We start from the raw sequence: 23943 nt of genomic DNA, 5'->3' as shown, positions 1-23943 counted from the left end.
CATCATTTGACCAACTGAAAAGGGTTCTCCGTGGCCCGGTCGTAATCGACGAGGTGGCCGTAATCGAGCCGATAGACCCGGTCCGCCACGTCGAAATAGCGATCGTCGTGGGTGATGGCGATCACGGTCTTGCCGGCCGCTTTCAGCTCGGGCAACAGCTCGTTGTAGAACACATGGCGAAAGACCGGATCCTGGTCCGCCGCCCATTCGTCGAGCAGGAACACTTCACGACCTTCCATCATCAGCAACAGCAAGGCCAGGCGTTTGCGTTGGCCCTGGGACAAGGCCGTGGTCGACAACCTTCCGGCGGCAAATTCGACCTTGTGGGCCAATCCGAGGCGCTCAAGATAATGATCCACTCGAGCCTCAAGCCCTTCATGGTCACCCGCCTCGCCCAGCACGTCAGCGAACAAGTAGAAGTCGGCAAAGATGGCGGCGAAATGTTCCCGGTGCCATTCACTGGTGCTGGCATCAAGCGCTACACCATTGAGTGAAACCTCTCCGGATGCTGGCACGTAGAGCCCGGTCAGCAGCTTGGCCAGGGTCGATTTGCCGCTGCCGTTGCCCCCCACGATGAAAATCAGTTCGCCGCGGCGAATCGTCAGGTCGATCGGGCCCAGCTCAAACGCAAACTCGTCGTTCTTGCCGGCATAGCGGTAGCGCACGTCCGAAAGGCGCAGTTCGCGGAAAGGTTGCGCCGCTTGTGCGGGGGTCTTGAACTCCACCGTCTCGCCCAATGCCAGGGCGTCGATGGCCTGCAAGGCGACATGACCACGGATGACCGCGGGAATGGCGTCGAGGATCATCGAGATCGGCGTGCGCAGGAACATGATCGCCAACACGTAGCCGACCACCACCTGCTGGTTGAGCAACCCCAACCCCTGGCCGAGGAAAAACAGTGTGCCGATCAACATGAACACCAGCAGTGTCGTCCAGTTGAGGTTCACCGCCCACAGGGTATCGGCGCGTACCGATGCGTCCAGCGAAGCGCGCGCGATGGGTTCGAGCTTGTGTTGATAGAGCAAGTGCCGGCGCTCCCGGCTCAGGCCCAATTCGCAGCGCCCCTGGATCGTGGCTTCGAACTGCTCGGCCAACTGGTCGTCCTGCTGCCGGACGGCCTGCATCAAGGTCTTGACCTTGCGCCCCAACAACACATCGAGACCTACGCCTGCGGCGATCACTGCCAGCGTCAGGAAAAAGAATGGCAGGCTCAACCAGGCCATGTAGACCAACCCCGCCAATAGCAGCAAGCCGTTGTACAAGGAAATCGGCAACTGCTTGAACGCCGTGGCGACAGTGGTCACGTCCTTGGTCAGGGCGTTGTAGATACGCGGACTGCCGAGCCGCTCGATGCGTTCCAGCGCGGTGCCCAGCACCTTGCCCACCAGCCGCAGGCGCAGTTGATACACCAGGCGATGGCCGATCTGCACCAGCAACCACTGGGAGGTGACACCGCTGATGAACAACAGGACCAGCAGGCCACCGAACAGCAGCACGCCGCGACCGAGGTCGTCCAGGCCTTGCTCCAGGCAGCGGTTGATGTAGCCGATCAGGCCAATACTGGTGGCCGCGCTCAAGGCACTGCTCAGCACCGCGAGGAAAATGCGCCATCGCGCGTTATGCAGCAGTTCTTTCAATAACATCATGGGACCGGCACCACCTTGGCAGAGGTTTGCAACAGTAAAGGCAGCAGGTGTTCGACCAATCGCGGGTCGCCGAGCATCTCATGATGCCCCACGTCCAATGTCCACTGGCTGACAGGTTGGCGAGCATGGCGTTGCCACTGCGCTCGTAAATCCCCATGGGCATTACCGCGCCAGAGCCAGACCGGCACATCGACGGTCGGCAAGGCCTGCTCGTACAAGCGGGTCTTGATCGCGCGATATTGCGCCATCAACGCCAGTAATTCTGCGTCGGCTGCCTCCCACTGCAAGTGAGCGCGCACCTGCTCATCATCGAGCAACCGGGCGACACCCTCGGCATAGTCAAGGCCGGCCAACAGGCCCGTCAACCGCTCCCTTAGCGACTCGCCGAGCGGCTGCGCGTGGCTGCGGCAATAAAAAGCGAAATCGGCGATCAACTGCCCGGCTTCATCGCCCTCGCCGGCCAGGCTACGCTGAGCATCGTGATCGAGCACCACCAGCCCTTCGACGCTAAAGCCACTGGCTTGCAGATGCGGCACCAGCAGCAAGGCCAGGCGTGCGGCCAGGCTCCAACCCAACAACACTAACGGGCGCTGCTTGAGCTGCGCCGGGATACTCGCCACGTATTGCCGCAACAGCGCGTCCATATTCCCGTGGGTCCAGCCGTCTTCAACGGCGGCTAGGCCAAACACCGCGACTTCGCCGCGCAGGTTATCGACCAGCGGTTGGTACGCCTGCAGATGCCCTTGCGCGCCATGCACCAGCAACAAGGCCGGCGCATGCGGATCGGCATCGTTCAGGACTTTCCACGGACCGCCACCGACCTCGCCCAGGCCTCGGACAAGATCGCGCACCGTATGCCGTTCGAACAGCAGGTTGGTCGGCAGGTTGAGGCCCAGTTGTTCGCGGATCAGCGACACCACTTTGATCGCCGCCAGCGAATGTCCGCCGACGTTGAAGAAGTTGTCGGTCACGCCGAGGTCGTCAACGCCCAGCACATCGCACCAGATGCCGAGGACGGCTGTCTCCAGCTCGCCAACTGGCGCCACGCGGGTATGCTGCAAGCGTTGCCGGGCGCGTTCGAGCAGGCTCTTGCGGTCGAGCTTGCCGTTGCTGTTCAGCGGCATGGCCTTCAAGGCAAAGATACCGCTGGGCAGCATGTAGTCCGGCAACTGGCGAGCCAGGCAGGCGCGCAGTTGATCCGTTCCTTGCCAGTGGGCGTCATCGCTAACCACAAAGGCCAGCAACCGCCCGTGATCACCTTCACCGTCCAACAGCACAGCGGCCTGCAAGACGCCAGGCTGAGCCAGCATCGCTTGCTCGACCTCCGCCAACTCAAGGCGGAACCCGCGGATTTTCACCTGCTGATCGTTGCGCCCCAAAATGCGCAAAGCCCCGTCGGCCTGGCGCAAGGCCAGGTCGCCGGTACGGTACAGGCGTTTGCCGCTGGCAGGATCGACACCGAAGGCACCGCCGCCGACATCGCCTACATAACCCCTGCCGACGCTGGCGCCACTGATGCATAGCTCACCAGCCTGACCGGATGGCACCGGCCGTTGCTGCTCGTCGAGCAAATGAACGCGGTTATCACCCAGCACCTGGCTCAACGCGCAACCGCTCACGCCTTGCTCCAGATCGATTGCCCGCCACAACACACCGACGGTGGTCTCCGTCGGACCGTAGTGGTTGTAAAGACGGCAGGTCGATTCGGCCTGTGCCACACGTGTCAGCAGCGCCTCGCCAATCGGCTCGCCGCCCAACACCAGGACTTGACGTGGAAGCACATCGGCAGCCTGCTCGCCCATCAAGGCTTCGAGGTGCGACGGGACGATTTTCAGCACGTCCAACGGGTAACGCCGAAGCTCTTCGGCAAAGGCCTGTGCGTCGGTCACCGTCGACTGTGCGAGTACATGCACGCAACCGCCCTGCAGCCAGGCCGGGAACAGCACGGTATTGCCCAGGTCCGCTAGCAACGAAGACACCAACCCGTAATGCCCGCCCTCGGGCAACTGCAGGGCGCGGGTTACTTGGGTGGCGTAGTGACGCAATTGCCCCTGTTCGATCTGCACACCTTTGGGTTTGCCGCTGGTTCCCGAGGTATAGAGCACGTAGGCCAAGTCTTGCGCCGTGCCGGAGACCGGCGCATCGAACGCCGATCCGTTGCTCGCCTGCGACCAGCACAGGGTCTGCACCGACGTTTGCGGTGGCAAGTCATCCAGGTGCAACAACAACGCCGGTTGGGCATCGTCGAGTATGCCGGCCAGACGCAGCGGTGGTTGTTGAGGATCCAACGGCAGATAGGCGGCACCTGCCTTGAAACAGGCGAGCATCGCAATCAGCATCTGCGCACCACGCGGCAGGTAGAGCCCAACCACCTGCTCGCGGCCCACGCCTGCCTGACCCAGGCTGCCGGCGACACGATCACTCAGGGCATCCAGTTCAGCGTAGGAAAATATCTGCTCGGCATAACGCAGCGCCGGTCGATCCGGGTGTGCCCGGGCGTGCTGGCGCAAGGTCGCAACGATGTCGAGATCCGGTTCAAGGGCCGAACGCGCCGACGACGCCAGCAACTCTTCAGGCAGGCGTGCGTCAAGGCTGTCAATGAGCCCGTTGGGATGCTGCATCAGTTGGCCGAGCCAATGGATAAGACGCTGGAGCAGCGCCTGCACCTGCCCTTCGCGATACAGACCCTGATCGTAGGCCAGCGCCAACGCGCCGTTGCCATGGACATCAAGGGTCAATTGCAGTTGCAATTCGACCGGTGTGTCGAAAGACAACCACTGCAACGCATCCAGTCGTGGCACCTGCAAGACACGCAGCCCGGTCTGGAAACTGGCACGCCACTCCGGCAACAGCTGCGCCTGGCCGACGTATTCCTGCCAGTCGACGGCGCTCTCCAGTTGCCGGGCCAATTGCCGGGCCAGATTGATCAGGGTGCTGTGCTCGGACATCTGCACCACCATCGGCAAGGTCTGCTCGAACACCCCATAGGCACCGGACAACTCCTCATAGTTGTCCCGGGGATCGTGCTGCAGACCGAGTTGGCCCTGCTGCTGTCCGTTGAGCCTGCCGAGCAAGGATCCCCAGGCAGCCAAGACCAGTTGCTCCACCGCCACGCCTTCACGATCAGCCAATTCCATCAGCAGTGCGGGCAGGGTCTGCGGCAGTTCCCCGCGGACAACCGCGTGACTGCCGCTGGCGACGCCGTAGCGTTCGACCAGGCGCATGCCAGGGACATCCTGCAAGGCCAGGTTGCGCCAGAACTGCGCGCCCTGCTCAGCGTCTTCATCCAATTGCAGGCCATTGATCCACTCGGCGTAGTCAGCGTACTGCATGGGCTCGTCGTCAAGCGCTGCGGCGCAACCCAGCAAGTGCTGCTGCAAGCCGATTAGGCTGCGCTCGTCCAACGAGTAGACCGGGACCGCCAACAGCAGGTGATCATCGAGCAGCCAGGCCAGGATGTCGGGTTTTTCCGCGTGGCAACGACGCTGCGCCTCCTCAAGCCACCCTTGCGCAGCATGGCCGTCGCATACCCGTCCATGGCGCCAGTCCAGCTGCAGCGAATGAGGCTCGATAACCCGTTGGCGCAACCCCGTGGCACCCAGCGGACGCTCGTAGCGCAGGCGCAATGCCTGATGCTGCGCCAAGCCGTCGCGCAGCCGTTGCTCGACGATGCCTTCGGGTACCCCTGCCAATCGCATGCGCACCCAGCGCCAGGCTTGCGGATTGGCCTGGGCCAGTTGCTTCTGTTGAGGTGAAAGCGTAAGTCCAAGATCCATCATGGGGTCAACTCTGCGGAATTCTCTTCGGTCTGCGCCGGGGCAGCCATTACCTGGTGGCGAGCGTAGATCTCGCCCATGGCCACGACAATCCTGCGCTCGCCCTCGAACGGATCACGGGCGTGCGCCGCCAGCATGTTATCGAGCATGACCACATCGCCCTGCTGCCAGTCGAAACGCACGGCACAGCGGTCATAGGCAGCATTGATGGCTTCGATGGCCGCCGGCTCGAGTTCCGAGCCGTCACCGTAGAACACCTGCCTGGGCATAGCCGCCTCGCCATCACGCAGGAACTGCTCGCGGATATCGGCATCGAGAAACGCCGGGTGGTACAGCTGGATCTGGTTGAAGAAGCTCTGTTCGCCCGTCAATGGATGCAAGATCACCGCCGGGCAAACCTGGCGGGTGTGCAGGTCGTTGGCGCCGCGCCACTGGAATTCAATGTTGCTCTCACGGCAGATCCGCTCGACCTCGTCCCGATTTTCGGTCTGGAAGAAATGCTGCCAACTGACGTCAAGGCTGGTGCTGAAATTGCGCACGTACATCAGCTGTTTGCGCCGCAGGTTTGCTTGCAACCACGCCGGCAGTTCGCGGTAGACCTGGCGGCTGTCGACGATCGGCGTCGCGCCACCGGACGTCGCGGGTGTCTCGCAGTAGAACCACTGGCGGCGGGGCCAGCGGTGCTGATGCGCGCTTTCGTTATGAAACAGGATCATCCGGTCCTTGGGGTACGGCGTGGACTTGTAGATGTTCTTGCCGCCCTCTTTCTTCGGCAGGTCGCCGTACTGTCCATACAGCTGCGGACACAGCGCCTGGCAGAATGCCTCGAAATCGGCCGGTGTTGGCAGATCGAAGCCACGGAACAGGATCCCGCCATGCTCGCGCAGCCAGTGTTCGACCTTGTCGCGGTTGGCTTCGGCCCAGATGGCCGGGTCCAACTCACGGTCACGCAGCGAGACCAGCAAAGGAAACGTCGAGTCCTCTCGCAGCGGCCGGGCCTCGATAGGCTCACGGGTCGCCGCCGATCCGCCCTGGCGCATCTTGCCCAATTTGCTCATTTTGCGTTGCAGCGGGTTGTCCATGGACATTGCGGCAGCTCCCTTTACAGTCGGAATCAAGGTATCGATGGGGTTGTCCGGCGCGCCGAGGGCCATCTCCAGCAGCGACTCGAAGGCCTCGCGCAAACGCTCGACGGTGGACTGGCGGAACAGGCTGGTGCGGTAGACCCAACGCAAGCTGATCGACTCGCCGTCTTCGCTGGCAAACAAGGCCATGTCGAACTTGGAATGGTGCTGCTCGCCGGCCAGCGGTTCGACCTGCAGATCGCCCAGCTGGCGCCGCTGACGTGGTGTGTTGTCGAGCACGAACAAGGTCTGCAACAGCGGATGGACATTGGCGACACGCGGCAGCTCCAGGCACTCCACGACCTGTTCGAACGGCGTGTCCTGCCAGGCGAACGCTTGCAGGCAGACTTCCCGGACTTGCAGCGCCTGCTCACGGAAGCTCAACTCCGGTTGCAGGCGAATACGCAAGGCTAGCAAATTGACAAAGAAGCCGATCAGCGACTCGGTGGCCGGATGGTCGCGGTTCGCCACGTCCGTGCCGATGACGAGGTCGCGGCCTTGCGTCTCGCGTTGCAGCACGGCGGCATAGCACGTCAGCAGCAACATGAACGGCGAAGTCCCGCTGTCCTTGGCGAAGGTCTTCAACCGGCCAACCGTGGCGGCGGACAGTTGAAAATCCACGGCTGCCCCGGCACCACTGTCACGCTCCGGACGAGGGAAATCGAATGGCAATGGGACCTGCGCGGGAACGCCCGCCAGGGTCCGACGCCAGAAATCCAGGCCTTCGCGCTGACGCAACTGGACCGCGGCCGAACCTTGCCAGACGGCATAGTCGACATACTGGATCGGCAACGCTTGCTGGGTCGGTAGCACGCCCCTGCTGTAAGTCTCGTAGCCTTCGATCAGCTCATCGACCAACACCGCGCCGGACCAGCCATCGGAAGCAATGTGATGCATGACCATCTGCAGCACATGATCCTGTTCGCCAATCCGGTACAGGACCACTCGCAGCGGCGCCTCACTGCCGAGATCGAATGGTCGCAGCGCCATGTTCCGGGCATCGCCTGGCCACTGGGGCTCACTCGATGCCAGGCTTTGCAAGGCCACCGCCAATTTCGGGTGGATCCGCTGGCGTAGCTCGCCGCCGCGCTGATGATAGGTGGTGCGCAGGATCGCATGGCGATTCACCAACCGCTGCAGCGAACGTTCCAGGGCCTGGGCGTCGAGTTGCCCACGCAAACGAACATTGCTGCTCATGTTGAAACTGCTGTCGGCCAGATCCAGCTGCTGCATCAACCAGACCCGTTGTTGCGCCGAAGACAATGGCTGGTCGAGTCGCTGATCAACCGCTGGAATCGTCAGCGACTCCAGATCCCGCTGACCCGCAACCCCCTCGATTCGCTCCGCCAGTTGCGCCAGCACCGGCGTTTCGAACAGCCAGCGCAGTGGCACGTCAAAGCCCTGCTCACGCAAGCGCCCACGCACCTGCGCGGCCATCAGCGAATGCCCGCCCAGCTGGAAGAAATGGCCATCGACCGGCACGTGTCGTACGTCCAGCACCGAAATCCAGATCTGCGTCAGCAGGGCCTCGCTGGCCGACAATGCGCGCTCGGTCGCTGGTGCACTGTCAGTCACCGCTTGCAGGCGTGGCAATTGCTTGCGATCGACCTTGCCATTAGTGTTGAGCGGCAGCCGCTCCAGCGCTTGCAGGTGCGTCGGCAACATGTAGATCGGCAGACGTGTCTGCAAATAGTCGCGCACAGCCGCCTCGCCAGGTGCGTTTTCAGCCTCCGCAACCCAGAAAGCCGTCAGATGCTCGCCTTGCACGGCCACGACCGCTTGCAGAACGTTGGGATGGCTAAGCAGGACGGCCTCGATTTCTCCCAGTTCGATGCGATACCCACGCAACTTGATCTGGTCATCGGTACGCCCGAGGTAATACAGCTGCCCGTCGGGTTGCCAGCGCGCCAGATCGCCGGTGCGGTACAAACGACTGCCATGGCCACCGAATGGATCGGCAATGAAGCGCTCGGCGGTCAGCCCCGGCTGCCCGGCGTAACCCCGGGCCAGACCGTCGCCGGCGATATAGAGTTCACCCACGCAGCCTGGAGGCACTTCGCACAGGTGTTCGTCGAGGACATGGCAGCGCGTGTTGAGCAGCGGTCGGCCAATCGGCGCCACCGGCAATTGCAGCGCATCGATCGGCGCCAGGGTCGACCATACCGTGGTCTCGGTCGGGCCATAGACGTTGATCAGTTGCGCCACGCACTGCTTCAGCTCGTTCGCCAATTCGGCCGACAGCGCCTCGCCACCGGCCAGGGCAACGCGCCCCTTGAGCACCTGGCGATTGCCTTGCAGCAACATCGCCCAGGTAGCCGGCGTGGCCTGGATCAGGTCGACGTTGCTTTGCTCGATCAAGCGCGCGAGCAGCAGCGGATCCTGGCGTTCTTCATCGTCGGCGAGGACGACCGCGCCGCCACGCACCAGCGGCAGGCACAGTTCCAGGCCACAAATGTCGAAGGTAACCGTGGTCAAGGCCAGGTAACGCTGCACGTTTGCCAATGGCAGCGCCTGCTCCATGGCCAGGAGGAAGTTGGCGAAGTTGCCGCGACTGATCTGCACGCCCTTCGGTTGGCCGGTCGAGCCCGAGGTGTAGAGGGTGTAGGCCAACTGCCCAAGGTTTCTCGGCAACCCCGGAGCCTGTGCCGCGAATTGCGCCAGCGGCAGGTCCGCCCACACGCACCCGCGCACCTGGGCAGGCCAATCGGTCGCGAGCGAATCGCAGAGCAGCAAGTGCGGCTGCGCTCGGTTGAGAATCTGCGCCTGGCGAGCAGGCGGATGGGCCGTGTCGAGGGGCAGGTAAGCGGCGCCGGCCTTCTGGATACCCAGCATGCACACTAGTAGTCGTTCATCCCGGGGCAAGCAAAAAGCGACCAGTGATTCAGGCCCGACACCCTGGGCTAGCAGCCAGCGAGCCAGGCGGTTGGCTTGGGCATCCAGCGCGGCGTAAGTCAATTGGCGACTGGCGCAATACACGGCGATGCGCTCGGGATGCACAGCGGCCTGCCCTTCAAAACGCGTTACGAAATCCGCTTCGTCGTGCAGGCCCATGACCTTGCCCGCGGTCGCCACGGTCGCAACGCAACGCAACGGGATTTCCAGCAAACGAGCGTGAAGATCGAGACCCGTCAGGCTGGCAAGTAACGCCTCGTAATCCTCCACCAACCGCTGGACGGTGTCCAAAGGCAACAACGCCGTCGCGTATTCGACGATCAAGTGGGCACTGGCCTCGGCGCCGCGCCCCCGGGTGAACAGGTTGAAGGTCAAGTCAAATTTGGCGCTCACTACCCCGCCCGGCAATGCCAACGCCTGCGCATTGATGCCAGGCAGCTTCAGGCTGCGGGAATCCTGATGATCGACCTGATAGTTGAACATCGTCTGGAACACAGGCGTGCGATCCAGACTGCGCTCGACATCCAGGACGTCCAGCAACCGCTCGAACGGCAGCGCTTGATGGGCCAGGTCCTCGCTCAGTCTGCCGTTCAAGGCCTGGACGAACGATTGCAGGCTCTGGCGAGCATCGATCTGTACCCGGTGCGCCAGCGTGTTGACGAACAGGCCGACCAGCGCCTGGCTCTCTGCCGACTCGCGTCCGGCCACTGGAACGCCGACGGCGAAGTCACTGCGTCCGCCATGACGCCAGAGCAGCAATTGATACGCAGCGAAATACACCACGAACGGTGTGACGCCCAACGCCCTCGCCCGCGCCTCCACAGCAGCACTCAGCGTACCGGGCAAAACGAACTCGTCCCGCGCTCCGGTGTATGCCTGCACCTCCGGCCGAGTGGGTTGTCCGGGCAGTTCCAGAGGCTCGTTGCCCAAGCCTTCCAGGCGTTTCCGCCAATAAGCCAACAGCGTCTTGCCGTGGTCCCCTCCCAGCTGTTGCCGCTGCGCGTTGATCAACGGCAGCAGAGCGCTTGTCGAAGGCAGCGTCCGGTCCTGATAGAGCGACGTCAGATCCTCGACCAGCAGTCCCATGGACCAACCGTCCACGGCAATGTGATGCACATTGAACAGCAGGCGGTAGTCACCGGGTGCGACACAAAACACATCGATGGCCAGCAAGGGCCCCTGCGTGAGGTCGAACACCCGCCTGGCCGCGTTGGCGATAGCCGCCTCCTGCTCCGCCCCGGTCAGACCGCCGATGTCGTGGACATTGAAGATCGCCGCGGGCGTATCGTCCAGGCGCTGCCAGACTTGCCCTTGCTCTTCGAAGAAGCGGCAACGCAACGCATCATGCCGGGCGACCAGTGCCTGACAGGCACGTTGCAGACGCGGCACATCCAGATCGCCGCGCAAGGCCAGCAACTGGGTGACGTTGTAGGCGGTTTCAGCCGGATCGAGCTGCTGCATGAACCACACCCGTTGCTGGGCGTGGGACAGCGGCTGTGGTTGCTTCGCCACCTCACTCGGCTCGACCGCTGCGACGACAGGCGCCACGACCGGCGTCAGCGCCTTGGCCAACTGCCGAGGGGTGGGGTTCTCCAACAATTGTCGAGGCATCAGACGCAGATTGGCCTGACGCAAGCGCGCGATCAATTGCAGGCTGAGAATCGAATCGCCGCCCATGGCAAAAAAATCCGCATCCGCTCCCAGCGCGGGTTGGCCGAGCAGCTCGCGGAAGGCCGTCAGAACCACGAGCAAGGTGGGCTCGGCGCGGCAGTCGATGCACAGCGCCATGGCCGCCAGCGTCGGGTGCTGCAAGACATCGCGCGGTTGCAGCTTGAGCCCTTCCCTGGAAGCCAGGCCGATCAATTGCAAGCTGAGAATCGAGTCTGCGCCGAGGGCGAAAAAATCGTCCCCGCGTCCGACTTGAGTGCAACCAAGAATCTGGCACCACAGTTGCGCCAGACGCTGTTCGGTCGCGCCGCTCGGCTGTTCGGCGGCTTCACCGGTCGGCTCATCCGTCGCCGGCTCGGGCAATGCACGCCGGTCGAGCTTGCCATTGGCGGTCAGCGGCAAGGTGTCCAGCACCACCCAATGGGCAGGCACCATGTGTTCCGGCAGTTGGCGCTTGGCCTCGGCTTGCAGCATCGCCAAGGCTTCGCTGGTCATCGAAGGGCTGATCCCGGGGGTGAAATACGCCACCAATTGCGTGCGCCCTTTCACCTCGCAGGCGAGCACCGCACTTTCACGCACCTGAGGCTGGGCGTTGAGCCAGGCGCTGACCTCGCCCGGCTCGACACGGAACCCCCGAATCTTCACCTGATCGTCCTGGCGTCCCAGAAATACCAACTGCCCGCTACGATCCAGGCGAACCCGGTCACCGCTGCGATAAAAGCGCTGTCCCTGGGCAGTGCAACCGAACACACGCGCGGTCAACTCAGGCTGACCCAGGTAGCCTTGTGCGACCTGGGGACCACCGATCAACAGCTCACCGACGACACCGACCGGTACGGACTTGTCATTGCCATCGACAATGCGCAACTCACAGTCGGACAGCGGCTGACCCAACGGCAAATACTGACTCGGTTCGAGCGCATCGCACGCGTCGATTTCCCCGCAGATCACGCCGACGGTGGTTTCCGACGGGCCATAGTGATTGAAGATGCGCAACTGCGGCGCCAACTCGCGCAACTTGGCGAACAAGGCCTGATCGAAACCCTCGCCACCGAGGATCAATATTTCCCTGGGCAATACGCGTCGGGCATCATCCAAGGCCAGCAAGCCGCGCAAATGCGAAGGCGCGATCTTCAGGCAATCCACCGGATACTGATCGAGAAAGTCAGCCCAGCCGGGCGGATCGAAGGTCAACGACGCTGGCGGCAGGACCAGCGGGTCGCCAGCCGCGAGCGCGGCGAAAACGGACGTCAATCCCAGATCCGCGGCGACCGTCGCCAACGTCGCCCAACGGCTGCCCGGCCTGGCCTGCAAGCGCTGGCCGATTGCACTGGCGTAATGCGCGAGGTTGGCATGGGTGACCAGCACACCCTTGGGTTGGCCGGTCGAGCCCGAGGTGTAGATCAGGTAGGCAGGCAACTGCGGCTGGCTGAGGCTTTCGGCCTCGCCCACACCCGCGTCGACCGACCATTCGGCCGCGCTTACCACCAAGCGCGGGATGCCGACACCCGTCTCAGGCGCTTGCACCAACGTCACCCACAGGCTCGCGCCGCTGTCTTGCAATAGCTGCGCGAGTCGCTGGGCCGGTTGCGCCGGGTCCAGGAACAGGCAAATCGCGCCGCGCTGCCAACAGGCCAGCGTTGCCAGCAACTGTTCAGCGCAGCGCGGCATGCACAGCCCGACCACTTGCCCAGGGCCAATACCCTGCCCGGCCAGGCGCTTGGCCAATGATCGAGTGGCCACGCCGAGCGTAGCGTAATCGATGGTCTGCTCCACGCCGCATAAAGCTTTGGCGGCCGGCGTATGCGTAGCCCAGTGCAGCACTTGCTGGTCCAACGGCAACGGGGCCCCATCCAGGGCTGGACCTCGCAATTCGCTGGGTCGAGAAGCCAGTTGCAGCTCCGACAGACGCCGCTGCGGGTGCTGCGAAGCGTCCTGGAGAATCGCCAGCAGATCGTCCTGCATCTGATCAATTGTGGACGCGTCGAATAACTCGTCGCTGTACTCCAGCTCACAGCGCAGCCGCGCGTCTGCAGTACGTACGATGCGCAGCGTCAAGTCGAAGCGCGCATGACGTTGCGGCGGGTCAAGCACCTCGACCGCGACACCGGGCAAGGCCAGGGTGCGACTTTCGGGTAGATCAACCTGAACGAACATGACCTGGAACAGCGGGCTTGAACGCGGACGCTCAAGGCTTTCCAGGATATTTTCGAAGGGTAGCTGTTGATGGTCGAACGCGGCCGCGACCGTATCGCGGGTGCGCAGCAAGGCGCTGCCGAAGTCCGGGTTGTCTTGCAGGCGCTGGCGGATCACCAGGGTATTGAGCAGCGGGCCGATCAGCGGCGCCAGCTCCGGACGGTCACGTTGGGCTGCCGAGGTGCCCAGGCACAGGTCGGTCTCGCCGCTGTAGCGCGACAGCAGGCAGGCGAACGCCGTCAGGCCGTAAATATACAGCGTCACCCCCTGGTTGCGAATGGCTGCCTCCACCGCTGCGGTCAGTTGCGGCGAAAGCTCCCGGGCCAGGACCGCGCCACTGTGGCGACGTTGCGGGGCCGCAGGGCGCGGCCGGTCCAGTGGCAATGCCAGCGGCGCCGGTGCATCCACCAATTGGTCGCGCCAGAAATCGATCTGCTCCCGGCAGCTGTCGCTGTCCAGCCACTCGTGTTCCCACGCGGCGTAATCGGCGTACTGAATGCTCAGCTCCGGCAGCACGGCCGGCTCATTCGAGGCGAGCGCCCGATAGACCTCGGCCAGTTCAAGGGTGAGTTGTTGGGCGGACCAGGCGTCATAAGCGACGTGGTGGATAGTGAAAAACAGCCAGGTGGATTGCTCCTGGGCATCGCTGAACGCTTGCCAGCGCCAAGGGGTCGACTGCGCCAGGTCAAAGGGTTCGGCGAGTTGGCGGGCGTACTCATCGGCGCACCATCGCTCATGCTCGGACGCTGCCATTGTCAACCGCTCGACAGAAGGCAAAGGCACGTGCTGTGGCACGCAATGAGGCTGCAACTGTCCATCCGCATCCGTGGTGTAGCGAGTGCGCAGCGTCTGGTGGCGGTCGACAACTTGCTGCATCGCCTGTTGCAAACGCTCGCCGTCCAGGCGTCCGTCAAAACGCAGCACCGAGCACAGATTGTAAAGGGCTCGGCTACTCAGGGCTTCAGCCGACAGGAAGCGCCGCTGTGCCTGCGCCAGCGGCGTATGCTCGCCCTCGCCGAGTACGGTGGGGACGATCGGCAGGCGCCAGCTGTCGATGCCCTTCTCCGCCAGGCGCTGGCGAAAGAGCTTTTTTTTGTCTGCGGGCAAGGATGCCAGCCGCTGCGCAATCTCCAGGAAAGCTTGTTGCGTCATCGTACTCATCCTTACTCTTCCATCTCTGATAACAGGCGCTGCATTTCGTCCAGGGCTTCGTCGGTCGAGGGCCCCTGGGGTTTTTCGATCTGCTCGGCAAGCGCGGCGATCGTCGGATTCTGGAACAGGCTGCGCAGTTCGAGCTTGATGCCGAAGCGACTCTCGACCTGGGTCATCAAACGCATGGCCAACAGCGAATGCCCGCCCAACTCGAAGAAGCTGTTGAACACGCCGACTTGCGGCAGCGCCAGCAAGTCCTGCCAGATCTCAGCCAGTTGGCGCTCCAGGTCGTTGCGCGGTGCCACGCCTTCGATCGCCACCGGTTGCGGCGCTGGCAGCGCCTTGCGGTCGATCTTGCCGTTGGCGTTGAGGGCAAAGCGTGGTTGCTCGATGAAGCCGGCCGGGATCATGTAGCCCGGCAGCACGCCTTCCAGATACCGACGCAGCGCCGGCTGATCTATCGGGCTCGGCACTTGCAGCCAGGCGAACAGACTCTGGCTGCGCGAATCGATCATCACCACCGCTTCTTCCACACCCGGGTAACGGCGCAGCAGCGACTCGATTTCACCCGGTTCGATGCGGAACCCGCGCACCTTGACCTGGAAGTCGCCCCGGCCGACGTAGGCCAGTCGCCCATCGTTGCGTCGGCGTACCAGGTCGCCGGTGCGGTACATGCGGCTGCCGGGCTCGCCAGCGTAAGGGTCTGGCAAGTAAGCCGCTGCCGTGGTGGCGGGCGCGCACTGATAGCCACGGGTAACCCCGGAACCAGCGATGTACAGTTCACCGGTGGCACCCAACGGGACCGGACGGAGCATGTCGTCAAGTACGTAGCAGCAGGTATTGAGCAACGGCGCGCCGATGTCGGCGACACCGGACGGCACCTCCTGCAACGCCTGGGTGGTCGACCAGACGGTGGTTTCCGTCGGGCCATAGGCGTTGATCAGCGCCACACCCCGGCCACGCAATTCGTTCACCAATTCACCGGGAACCGCTTCGCCACCGATCAGGCCTCGCAGCGGCGGCCAATCAGCCTGGCCGGTTTCCAAGAGGATCTGCCACCCGGCCGGTGTCGCCTGGAACACCGTGGCCCGGCGCAGCAGCGCGAACAGTTGATGCCCATCGACCACCTGCTCGCGGCGCGCCAGCAGTATGGCCGCGCCATTGACCAATGGCAGGAACAGCTCCGGCTTGCACATATCGAAGGCATACGTGGTGCTGGCAAGCCAGACATCCTCTGCGCCGAGCGGCAGCAAGCGATCGAGACCGGCCAGCAAGTTGCCCAGGTTTCCTCGGGTGACCTGCACGCCTTTCGGTGTGCCGGTCGAGCCCGAGGTGTAGATCACATACGCGCGCTGTTGCGGGTCGACCGCCACCGCCAGGTTGGCGTCACTGCAAGTGTCCAACTGCAACCGGTCGAGCAGGACGTGATCGACGCCGCCCAGGGCATCGGCGCACAGGCTTTCGCTGAGCACCAGGGCCGGACGCGCATGATCGATGATGAACCGCAGGCGCTCGCCCGGGTGTTGCGGATCCAGCGGCAGGTACGCCGCGCCGGCCTTTTGGATCGCCAGCAAGGTGGGCAGCAACCAAGGACCGCGACTCAGGCAAACGGCAACCAGATCGTCGGTGCGGACGCCTTGCGCCCGTAGCCAGTGGGCCAGGCGATTGCTGATGGCGTGCAGTTGCGCATAGTTCAGTTGCTGGTCCTGGCAATCGACCGCCAGCGCCTGCGGCGTCAGGACGGCTTGCCGTTCGAAGCGGGCAATCACGTCCACTGCCGGAGCCAAGGACTGCGCAGGCCGATTCCATGGCCGCTCTTCGAGCGCGTGATCGGCATTGGCCAGGTCGATGTCCCAGAGGCGCGCCTCGGGTTGTTCCAGCATGCCTTCGAGCAGGTAGAGGAACTCATCGGCGTAACGCTGGGCGGTGCGTGCCAGGAACAGGTCGGTGTTGTATTCCAACACGCATGGCCAGTCCTCGCCCATCTGCTCGATGTGCAGGCCGATGTCCACCAGGGCGCTGTCGCTTTCGACGTTCAAGCGCTGTGCCGGCAACCCGGCGAAACGCTGTTCGGACAAGGCGTTGGCATCCCGCTGGATCAGGTTGAACAACGCCTGGAAGAGCGGCGTGTGGCTGAGGTCACGACGCACTTGCAACGCTTCCACCAAGCGCTCGAACGGCACGTCGGCATGCTGTTGCGCCGACAGGTGAGTGGCTTGCAATTGCTGCCAGAAGTGCTGGACTGACTGTTGTGGGTCGATCTGGCTGCGCAGGACCTGGGTGGTGGCGAAGTAACCGATCAGGTTATCCGTGTGGGCCTGATGACGATGGGCGACCGGCAAGCCGATCCAGATTTCACGCTGCCCCGAATGCCGGGCCAGCAAGGTTTTCCAGGCGGCCAGCAGCGGTGCGAAAGCGGTCAAGCCATGACGTTGCGCCGTATCGCGCAGGCGCTTGACCAGCGTTGCCGGCAGGTTGAAACGCAGGCGCTGCCCGCTGTAGCCCTGCTCGGCGGGCCGAGGCATGTCGGTCGGCAGGTTCAGTACCGGAGCCTCGCCCGCCAGGGTCCGGCGCCAATAGTCAAGCTGCGACTCGATCCGTGTATGCCCCTGCGGACTTTGCCAGCTGGCCGCGATGTCGGAAAATTGCAGCGGCAACGCTGGCAGGCACGCATCGCGTCCTTCCAGCAAAGCCTGGTAGATCAGTTGCAGTTCGTTGAAGAGGATCTCCAGCGAGCGTGCATCGGCGATGATGTGGTGCAAGGTCACTTGCAGGACGCTTTGCCCCTCGCCCAGGTATACCCGCACCCGCCACAGCGGCGGCGCGGTGAGGCCGAATGGGCGTTGCGCCTCCTCGCTCAGTTTCTGCGTGAAAGCGGTCGAGCGTTCGTCGACTTCCAGCGGCTCGAAGCTCAGCGGCATCGTGCCGGGATCCTCGACACGCTGGCGCGCGCCCTCGGCTGTTTCGCTGAAGACCGTGCGCAGGCTGTGTTGGCGGGCAACCAGTTGCGCCAGTGCCTGCTCCAGCACTGCCGGTTGCAGGTTGCCAGCCAGGCGCAGTGCCAGCGACAAGTGATAGGCCTGGGTATCGCCCTGCAGGCGATCAAGGAACCACAAGCGTTGCTGGGTGAAATGCAACGGTGCCAAAGGTTCTTCGAAAGGACGCAAAATGCCGTCGGTCTCGGTATTTGCCTGGGCCAGCGCAGCGGCCAGATCGCGCAGGACCGGTAGCTCGAACACAGTGCGCAATGGCAGTCGCCGGCCATGCTGTTCGGCGATCCGTGCGACCAGTCGCGCCGCCAGGAGCGAGTGTCCGCCCAAGGCAAAAAAGTTATCCTCGGCGCCAACCTCGGTGCATCCCAACAATTCCTTCCAGAGCTCGGCCAGGGTCAGCTCCCACTCACCCGACAGCGCGCCATGCTGGCCGTCACGCTGTTGCGGTGCCGGCAGGGCCTTGCGGTCAACCTTGCCGCTCGGGCTCAACGGCAGCGTGTCGAGACGCACAAACTGACTGGGCAGCATGTAGTCCGGCAACTGGGCGCCAAGGGTGTCACGCAGCAGCGCATCATCCAGCGCATCGCCTGCGTAATAACCCACCAGGCGCGCCGACTCACCGCTGCCCAACAGCACGACAGCGGCCTCGCGAACCCCGGAAATACGGGACAACAGCGCCTCGATCTCGCCCAACTCGATACGGAAACCGCGCAGCTTGACCTGGAAATCCAGGCGTCCCAGGTAATCGAGGCTGCCATTGCTGTTACGCCTGACCCGGTCGCCGGTACGGTACATGCGCGCACCAGCCACAAAAGGATCCGGCAAGAACGCGGCGGCGGTCAGGCGCGCAGCGGCGAAATAACCTCGGCCCAGGTTGGCCCCGGCCAGGTACAGCTCACCGGGAACGCCAGCGGCCACCGGTTGCAGATCGGCATCGAGAACGTACGCGGCGGTATTGGCCACCGGTTGCCCGATCGGCACCTCGACGCCGGCTTCGTTACCGCTGCGTACTTCGAAGGTGCTGTAAACAGTTGCTTCCGTCGGCCCATAACCATTGATGACATAGGCTCCCCTGCCCTCGATAGCTTCGGCCAATGCGCACGGCAGGGCCTCGCCACCGGAGATGGCGCGCACGCCTTGCCAACTGCGCGAAGCGTGCGCCACCAGCATCCGCCAGGTGGCCGGCGTGGCCTGCATGACGGTGGGTTGCCCGGACAGCAACAGTTGATCGATGGCCTGCGGGTCTCGCGCCTGTTCGTGATCGGCCAGCAGGATACTGGCGCCATGGGCCAGGGGCAGGAGTAACTCGACGATGGCAATGTCGAAGGTCGCGGTGGTCAAGGCCAGGACCCGGTCCCGTGCCGTCATCGGCAAGACCTGCTCGACGGCCAACATCAGGTTCATCAGGTTGCCACGGCTGATCGCCACGCCTTTGGGCTGGCCGGTGGAACCAGAGGTGTACAGCACGTAGGCGAGCTGACCGGCGACGCAGGTCACTGCATTGAAGGTGTCGGTTGCAGCGCTGGCATCAATGTCGAGCAACGGCAGGTCGCTGTTCCACTGCGCCAAGTCCGCGAGACTCGCCGCCGTGCCCAGGCACAAGGTGGGCCGGGCCGCTTGAAGAATGTAGCGGCCACGCTCCGGTGGCGTGTCTTCGGCCAACGGCACATACGCAGCGCCGGCCTTGAGCACCGCCAACATGGCCATGGGCAGGCGCGCGTCGCGAGGCAAGCTCAAGGCGATGCGGTCTTCAACGCCCACACCTTGGGCTTGCAATGTCGCGGCCAGCCGTTCGGCGGCCTGATCCAGTTCGGCATACGTCAGTTGCTGATCGCCTGCCACAACGGCTATCGCCTCAGGCTGGCGAGCGACCTGAAGCGCAAAGGCCTCGAGGATGTCTTGATGGCCGCCCACCGTGGGACCTTCGATTCGGCCAAGAGCCCGTTCCGCAGGCTGCCAGGCGAGTTCACCCAGCGGCTGGGCGGACTGCTCGATCAACGCGTCGAGCAATGCCAGGTATTGCTCGACCATCGCTTGCACGGTCTGCTCGCGGAACAGATCACTGCTGTATTGCAGGCTCACGCTGATGCCGTGTTCGCTGTCGCGCACGTCCAGGTGCAGGTCGCACAAGGCGCTGTCCGGGCGGTTGTCCAGCGGTTCGGCGATGAGGTCGGTGAGGTCGAAACGCTCCAGGGCATTACCCGGGAAGTAGTTGAACATGACTTGGAACAGCGGGTTGTAGCTCACCTGCCGAACCACGCCGAGTTGTTCGATCAGGTAATCGAACGGCAAATCCTGATGGGACTGGACCGACACGGACAGCGCCTGCAACTCGCTCATCAGTTGCAGCAGGCTGCGCTCGCCGGAAAGTTTCTTGCGGTACACCAACGTGTTGACGAAGCAACCCACCAGAGGCTGCAACGTCGCATGGTGCCGATTGGCCGCGGGAACACCGACCAGAATGTCGTCTTCGCCGCTGCGACTGCGCAACAGCAACTGGAACGCGGTGAGCATCGGGATGAAGTTGCTCCAACCGTGGCGAGCGCTGAAGGCTTTCAGCCGTGCCGCCAGCGCTTCGGGCAAGCGTCGCTCGACGCGCCCTCCTGCCTGGCTGGCCTGGGCAGGCCGGGCGAAGTCGGCCGCCAGGTCGAGCACCGGCAGTTCGCCGGCCAGTTGCTCGCGCCAGTAGGCCAGCTCCTGCGCGCACGCCTTGCTGCCCATCCATTGACGCTGCCAGACGGCGTAGTCGGCGTATTGCATCGCCGGGGCGAGCCGTTGAGTCGACAGGCCTTGGCGGCGGTTGCGATACTGCTCGCACAAACCGTCGATGATCAATTGCAGGGACCAGCCATCGGCAACGATGTGATGGCAGTTCAACGACAGGACAAACACCTGCGGCGCCAGGCGATACAGCCGAGCACGCAGCAACGGCGCCGCATCCAGAGCAAACGGTGTCATTGCATCCTGACGCAGCCGATCGTGCAGCACCTCTTCGCTCGCCACATCGATCACCGGCAAATCAAGTTCGGTCTGCGCCAAGATCACTTGGCTAGGCCCTTGGGCCTCGCTGATAAACCCGCTGCGCAGTACCTCGTGCTGGTCGACTACCGCTTGCAACGCCGCACGCAGATCAGCGACATGCAGCTCGCCGGTCAGGCGTACCGCGCCCGCCAGGTTGTACGCCGGGCTCTGCGGATCGAGTTGCTGCAAGAACCAGAGCCGTTGCTGGGCATACGAAAGCGGTAGCTTTTGCGGACGCGGCAGCAGGGTTGGCGAAGGTTTTAGCGCACCGGTCTGGTTTTCCAGCCAATCGGCCATGGCGGCGATGGTCGGACGCTCGAAGACCACGCGCAACGGCAAATCCTTGCCACTGAGTTTGCCGATCAGGCCGATCAACTGGGTCGCCAACAAGGAATGGCCGCCCAGCTCGAAGAAGTTGTCCTCGACGCCCACCTGTTCGAGCCCGAGCACGCTTTGCCAGGCTTCCACCAACTGGCCTTGCAATTCGCTGCTGGGCGCAACATAACGAGCCTGGCTTTGCGCGGCGAAATCCGGTGCGGGCAAGGATTTGCGGTCGATCTTGCCGTTGCCGTTGAGCGGAAAACGCTCCAGGAACACGAATGCGCTCGGGATCATGTACGCCGGGAGATTGCCGAGCACATGCTCGCGCAACACCTCGACGCTGCAAGCGGTATCTGCCACCGCATAAGCGACCAGCACCTTGGCGCGTTGCTGGTCGTCACGGGCCACCACCACGGCTTCCCGCACGCCAGGATAACGGGTCAGGCAGGCTTCGATCTCGTCCAGTTCAATACGATGGCCACGGATCTTGACTTGATGGTCGGTGCGCCCAACGTATTCCAGGTCGCCGTTGGGCAGGAAGCGCGCCAGGTCGCCGGTGCGATACAGGCGCGAACCGTCGTTGGCGATCGGATCCGGCAGGAAGACCGCCGCCGTGCGCGCAGGGTCGGCCATGTAGCCACGCCCGACGCCAACACCGGCGACGAAGATCTCGCCGACGGCACCGACGGGTATCGGTTGCAAATCGGCATTGAGCAGGTACAAGCGGTTGTTCAGCGTGGCGCGCCCGATCGGTACGTTGATGCGCTCATCCGGCAGGCGTTCCAGCAATGGGTGGAAGGCGACGTCATCCGAGCACTCGGCGGGCCCATACGCGTTCATCAACGGAATCGCCGGGTAGCGCTCGAACCAGCGCCGCGCCAAGGCCGGCGGCAAGGCCTCGCCCGTGGCGAGCACCCAGCGCAGGGGCGATGCTTCCAGCCCGGCGTCGAGCAGGCTCTGCATCAATGACGGCACCGCCTCGAGGATGCTGATGCCGTGCCGTCCGATAGCCGAGGCCAGCGCCTCGGGGTCTTGCACGACGCAGTCGCCGAGGATCACGGTACGCGCGCCCAGCACCAGTCCGGCAAGGGTTTGCCAGACTGAAATATCGAAGCATTGCGGCGCGGTCTGGGCAATCACGTCATCCGCATCGAGCCCCAGCCCCGGTAGCTTGCCGAGGATGTTATTGAGCATGCCCGCCTGGGCCACCATGGCGCCCTTTGGCGTACCGGTGGAACCGGAGGTGAAGATGCAATAGGCCAACGAGTTGTCGTGCACCGCGATGTTCAGATCGTCGTCGCTGTAGCCGGCCAGTACCGATGGGTCATAGCGCACGGACTGGGGTCGCTGCTCGAGCAGATCCAATGCCTGCAACGCCAGTTCGCCTTGTTCCGCACTGTGCACCAGCATCGGCGTACGGCTCTGGCGCAGCACCTGGGCCAGGCGCTGGGCCGGGTTACGCGGATCGAGTGGCAGCCACCCGGTACCGGCCTTGAGCGTGGCGACGATCATGACTACCAGGTCCAGCCCACGTTCGTCGAACACCGCGATCAAGTCGTCGTGGCCGACACCTTGAGCGCGCAGGTGCCGGGCCAGCCGGTTGGCGGCGCGGTTCAACTGATCGAAAGTCAGGCTTTGCTCGCCGTGGACAATGGCGACGCGCCCTGGACTCTGGCGGACCTGCTGTTGGAAACGCTCGATGAACAACGGTTGCAGCAGTTGCTCATCGGCTACCAGCCCGCCACCGGCCCAGACCTCGTGCTGGTGAGCGACTTCACGTTCATCCAGCATTGCCAGTTGATGCAACGGCGTCCCGGCGTTCGCGTCCAGGGCATCGCCCATGTTCAACAGCAGCGTGCGGAAATGCCGCAGCATCTGCTCGACTTCTTCACGCAGGAACCAGTCGGTCTGGTAAGTCAACTGCAAGTGCAGGCGCTCACCAGGCACGATCACGACCGTGATCGGGTAATTGGTGTGGGTGCGGTTGGCCATGTCGCTGATCAGGTAGTCCAACTGCCCTTGGCGCAGGTCGGCGGCGATGGGCGCGTTCTCGAACACAAACAGGCTCTGGAACAGGTCCTGGCGCTGCACATCGCTCCAACGCTGGATGTCGGCCAGGGAAACACTTTCGTGTTCGCGCAGGCTCAGGTTCTCGGTCTGCAAGGCTTTGAGCCACGGCCCCAGTGCGTCATCCGGGCGCCAGCTCCAGCGCAGCGGCAGGCTGTTGATGAACAGGCCGACAATGCTTTCCATGCCTTGCAGATGAACCGGGCGGCCAGCAACCGTAATGCCGAACACCAGGTCGCGATCACCACTATAACGCGCCAGCAACAGCGCCCAGGCACCCTGCACCAGGGTGTTGAGGGTGATGCCATGCCGGGCCGCAACGCTTTGCAGTGATTGGGTCTGCCCTGGCTCCAGAAACTCGACGCAGTCCTCGACCGGCTCGGTGGCATCCTGGATGCGGCCGAGATGACCGAAGCCAAACTCGTTGGGTGTATCGAACCCCGCCAGGCGTTGTTGCCAGAAAGCCTGATGATCTTCCGGCTTCTGGGTTTCGAGCCACCGGATGAAATCGCGATAAGGACGCGGGGCCGGCAGGTTCAATCGACGCCCTTCCTGGGCGGCACGGTAACCGTTGAGGAAGTCCATCATGATGATCGAGAAGCACCAGGCATCCATCAGGATGTGATGGTAGCTGCGCACGAACTGATAGGTGTCCGGGGCCAGTTTGTACAGCCTGACCCGCATCAGTGGCGCCTTGGTGAAGTCCAGCCCTTCGGCACGTTCCTCGCTGAGCAACTGGTCCAGGCGACCCTGCTGCTCACCTTCGCTCAGGTGCGACCAATCCTCATAGGTGATCGGCAATTCGACCTGCTTGTGCACCACTTGCATCGGGCGCTTCTGCTGCTTCCAGACGAAAGAAGTGCGCAACAGTTCATGGCGTTCCACCACTTGTGCCCAAGCCTGGCGAAATGCAGCGAGGTCCAGGTTCGGCATGACCATTACATGCCGATATTGCAGCAGATACATGCCTTTGCCGGGGTGCATCAGGCTATGGAACAGCAGTCCTTGCTGCATGGGAGCCAGCGGGTAAATAGCTTCGATATTGCGCGAAAGAGCCTTGACCTTGTCGTTCATGCTGACGGTATCC

The 23943-nt window shown here is 63.4% G+C and carries 4 protein-coding genes; all 4 read right to left on the bottom strand.

What is annotated here, in order from left to right; translation table 11 throughout:
• Positions 1-2: 2 nt before the first annotated feature.
• From J3P95_RS11880 to J3P95_RS11865, 4 genes are read right to left on the bottom strand one after another with little or no spacing between them, the layout of a single operon-like run.
• Positions 3-1646: a cyclic peptide export ABC transporter gene (locus J3P95_RS11880; RefSeq protein ID WP_434563311.1), complete on the bottom strand. Its 1644-nt coding sequence runs from the start codon at positions 1644-1646 to the stop codon at positions 3-5.
• The gene (locus J3P95_RS11875; protein ID WP_434563309.1) at positions 1643-5425 is read right to left on the bottom strand and encodes a non-ribosomal peptide synthetase; all 3783 of its coding nucleotides are present in this window, start codon (positions 5423-5425) and stop codon (positions 1643-1645) included. The genes J3P95_RS11880 and J3P95_RS11875 overlap by 4 nt, the downstream gene beginning before the upstream one ends.
• Positions 5422-14454 carry an amino acid adenylation domain-containing protein gene (locus J3P95_RS11870; RefSeq protein WP_434577103.1) on the bottom strand — a complete coding sequence of 3011 codons (9033 nt, stop codon included), beginning with the start codon at positions 14452-14454 and terminating at the stop codon, positions 5422-5424. Before J3P95_RS11870 ends, J3P95_RS11875 begins: the two co-directional genes overlap by 4 nt.
• An 11-nt stretch (positions 14455-14465) precedes the next feature.
• Positions 14466-23930 (bottom strand): amino acid adenylation domain-containing protein, encoded by a 9465-nt coding sequence (locus J3P95_RS11865; protein WP_434577105.1) that lies wholly within the window; start codon positions 23928-23930, stop codon positions 14466-14468.
• Positions 23931-23943: the final 13 nt, after the last annotated feature.

Origin of the sequence: Pseudomonas sp. Z5-35 (assembly GCF_051131945.1) — a bacterium.
GTDB lineage: Bacteria > Pseudomonadota > Gammaproteobacteria > Pseudomonadales > Pseudomonadaceae > Aquipseudomonas > Aquipseudomonas marvdashtae.
Note: the sequence above shows the minus strand (reverse complement) of the source record. Positions and strands in the feature narration are given on the sequence as shown.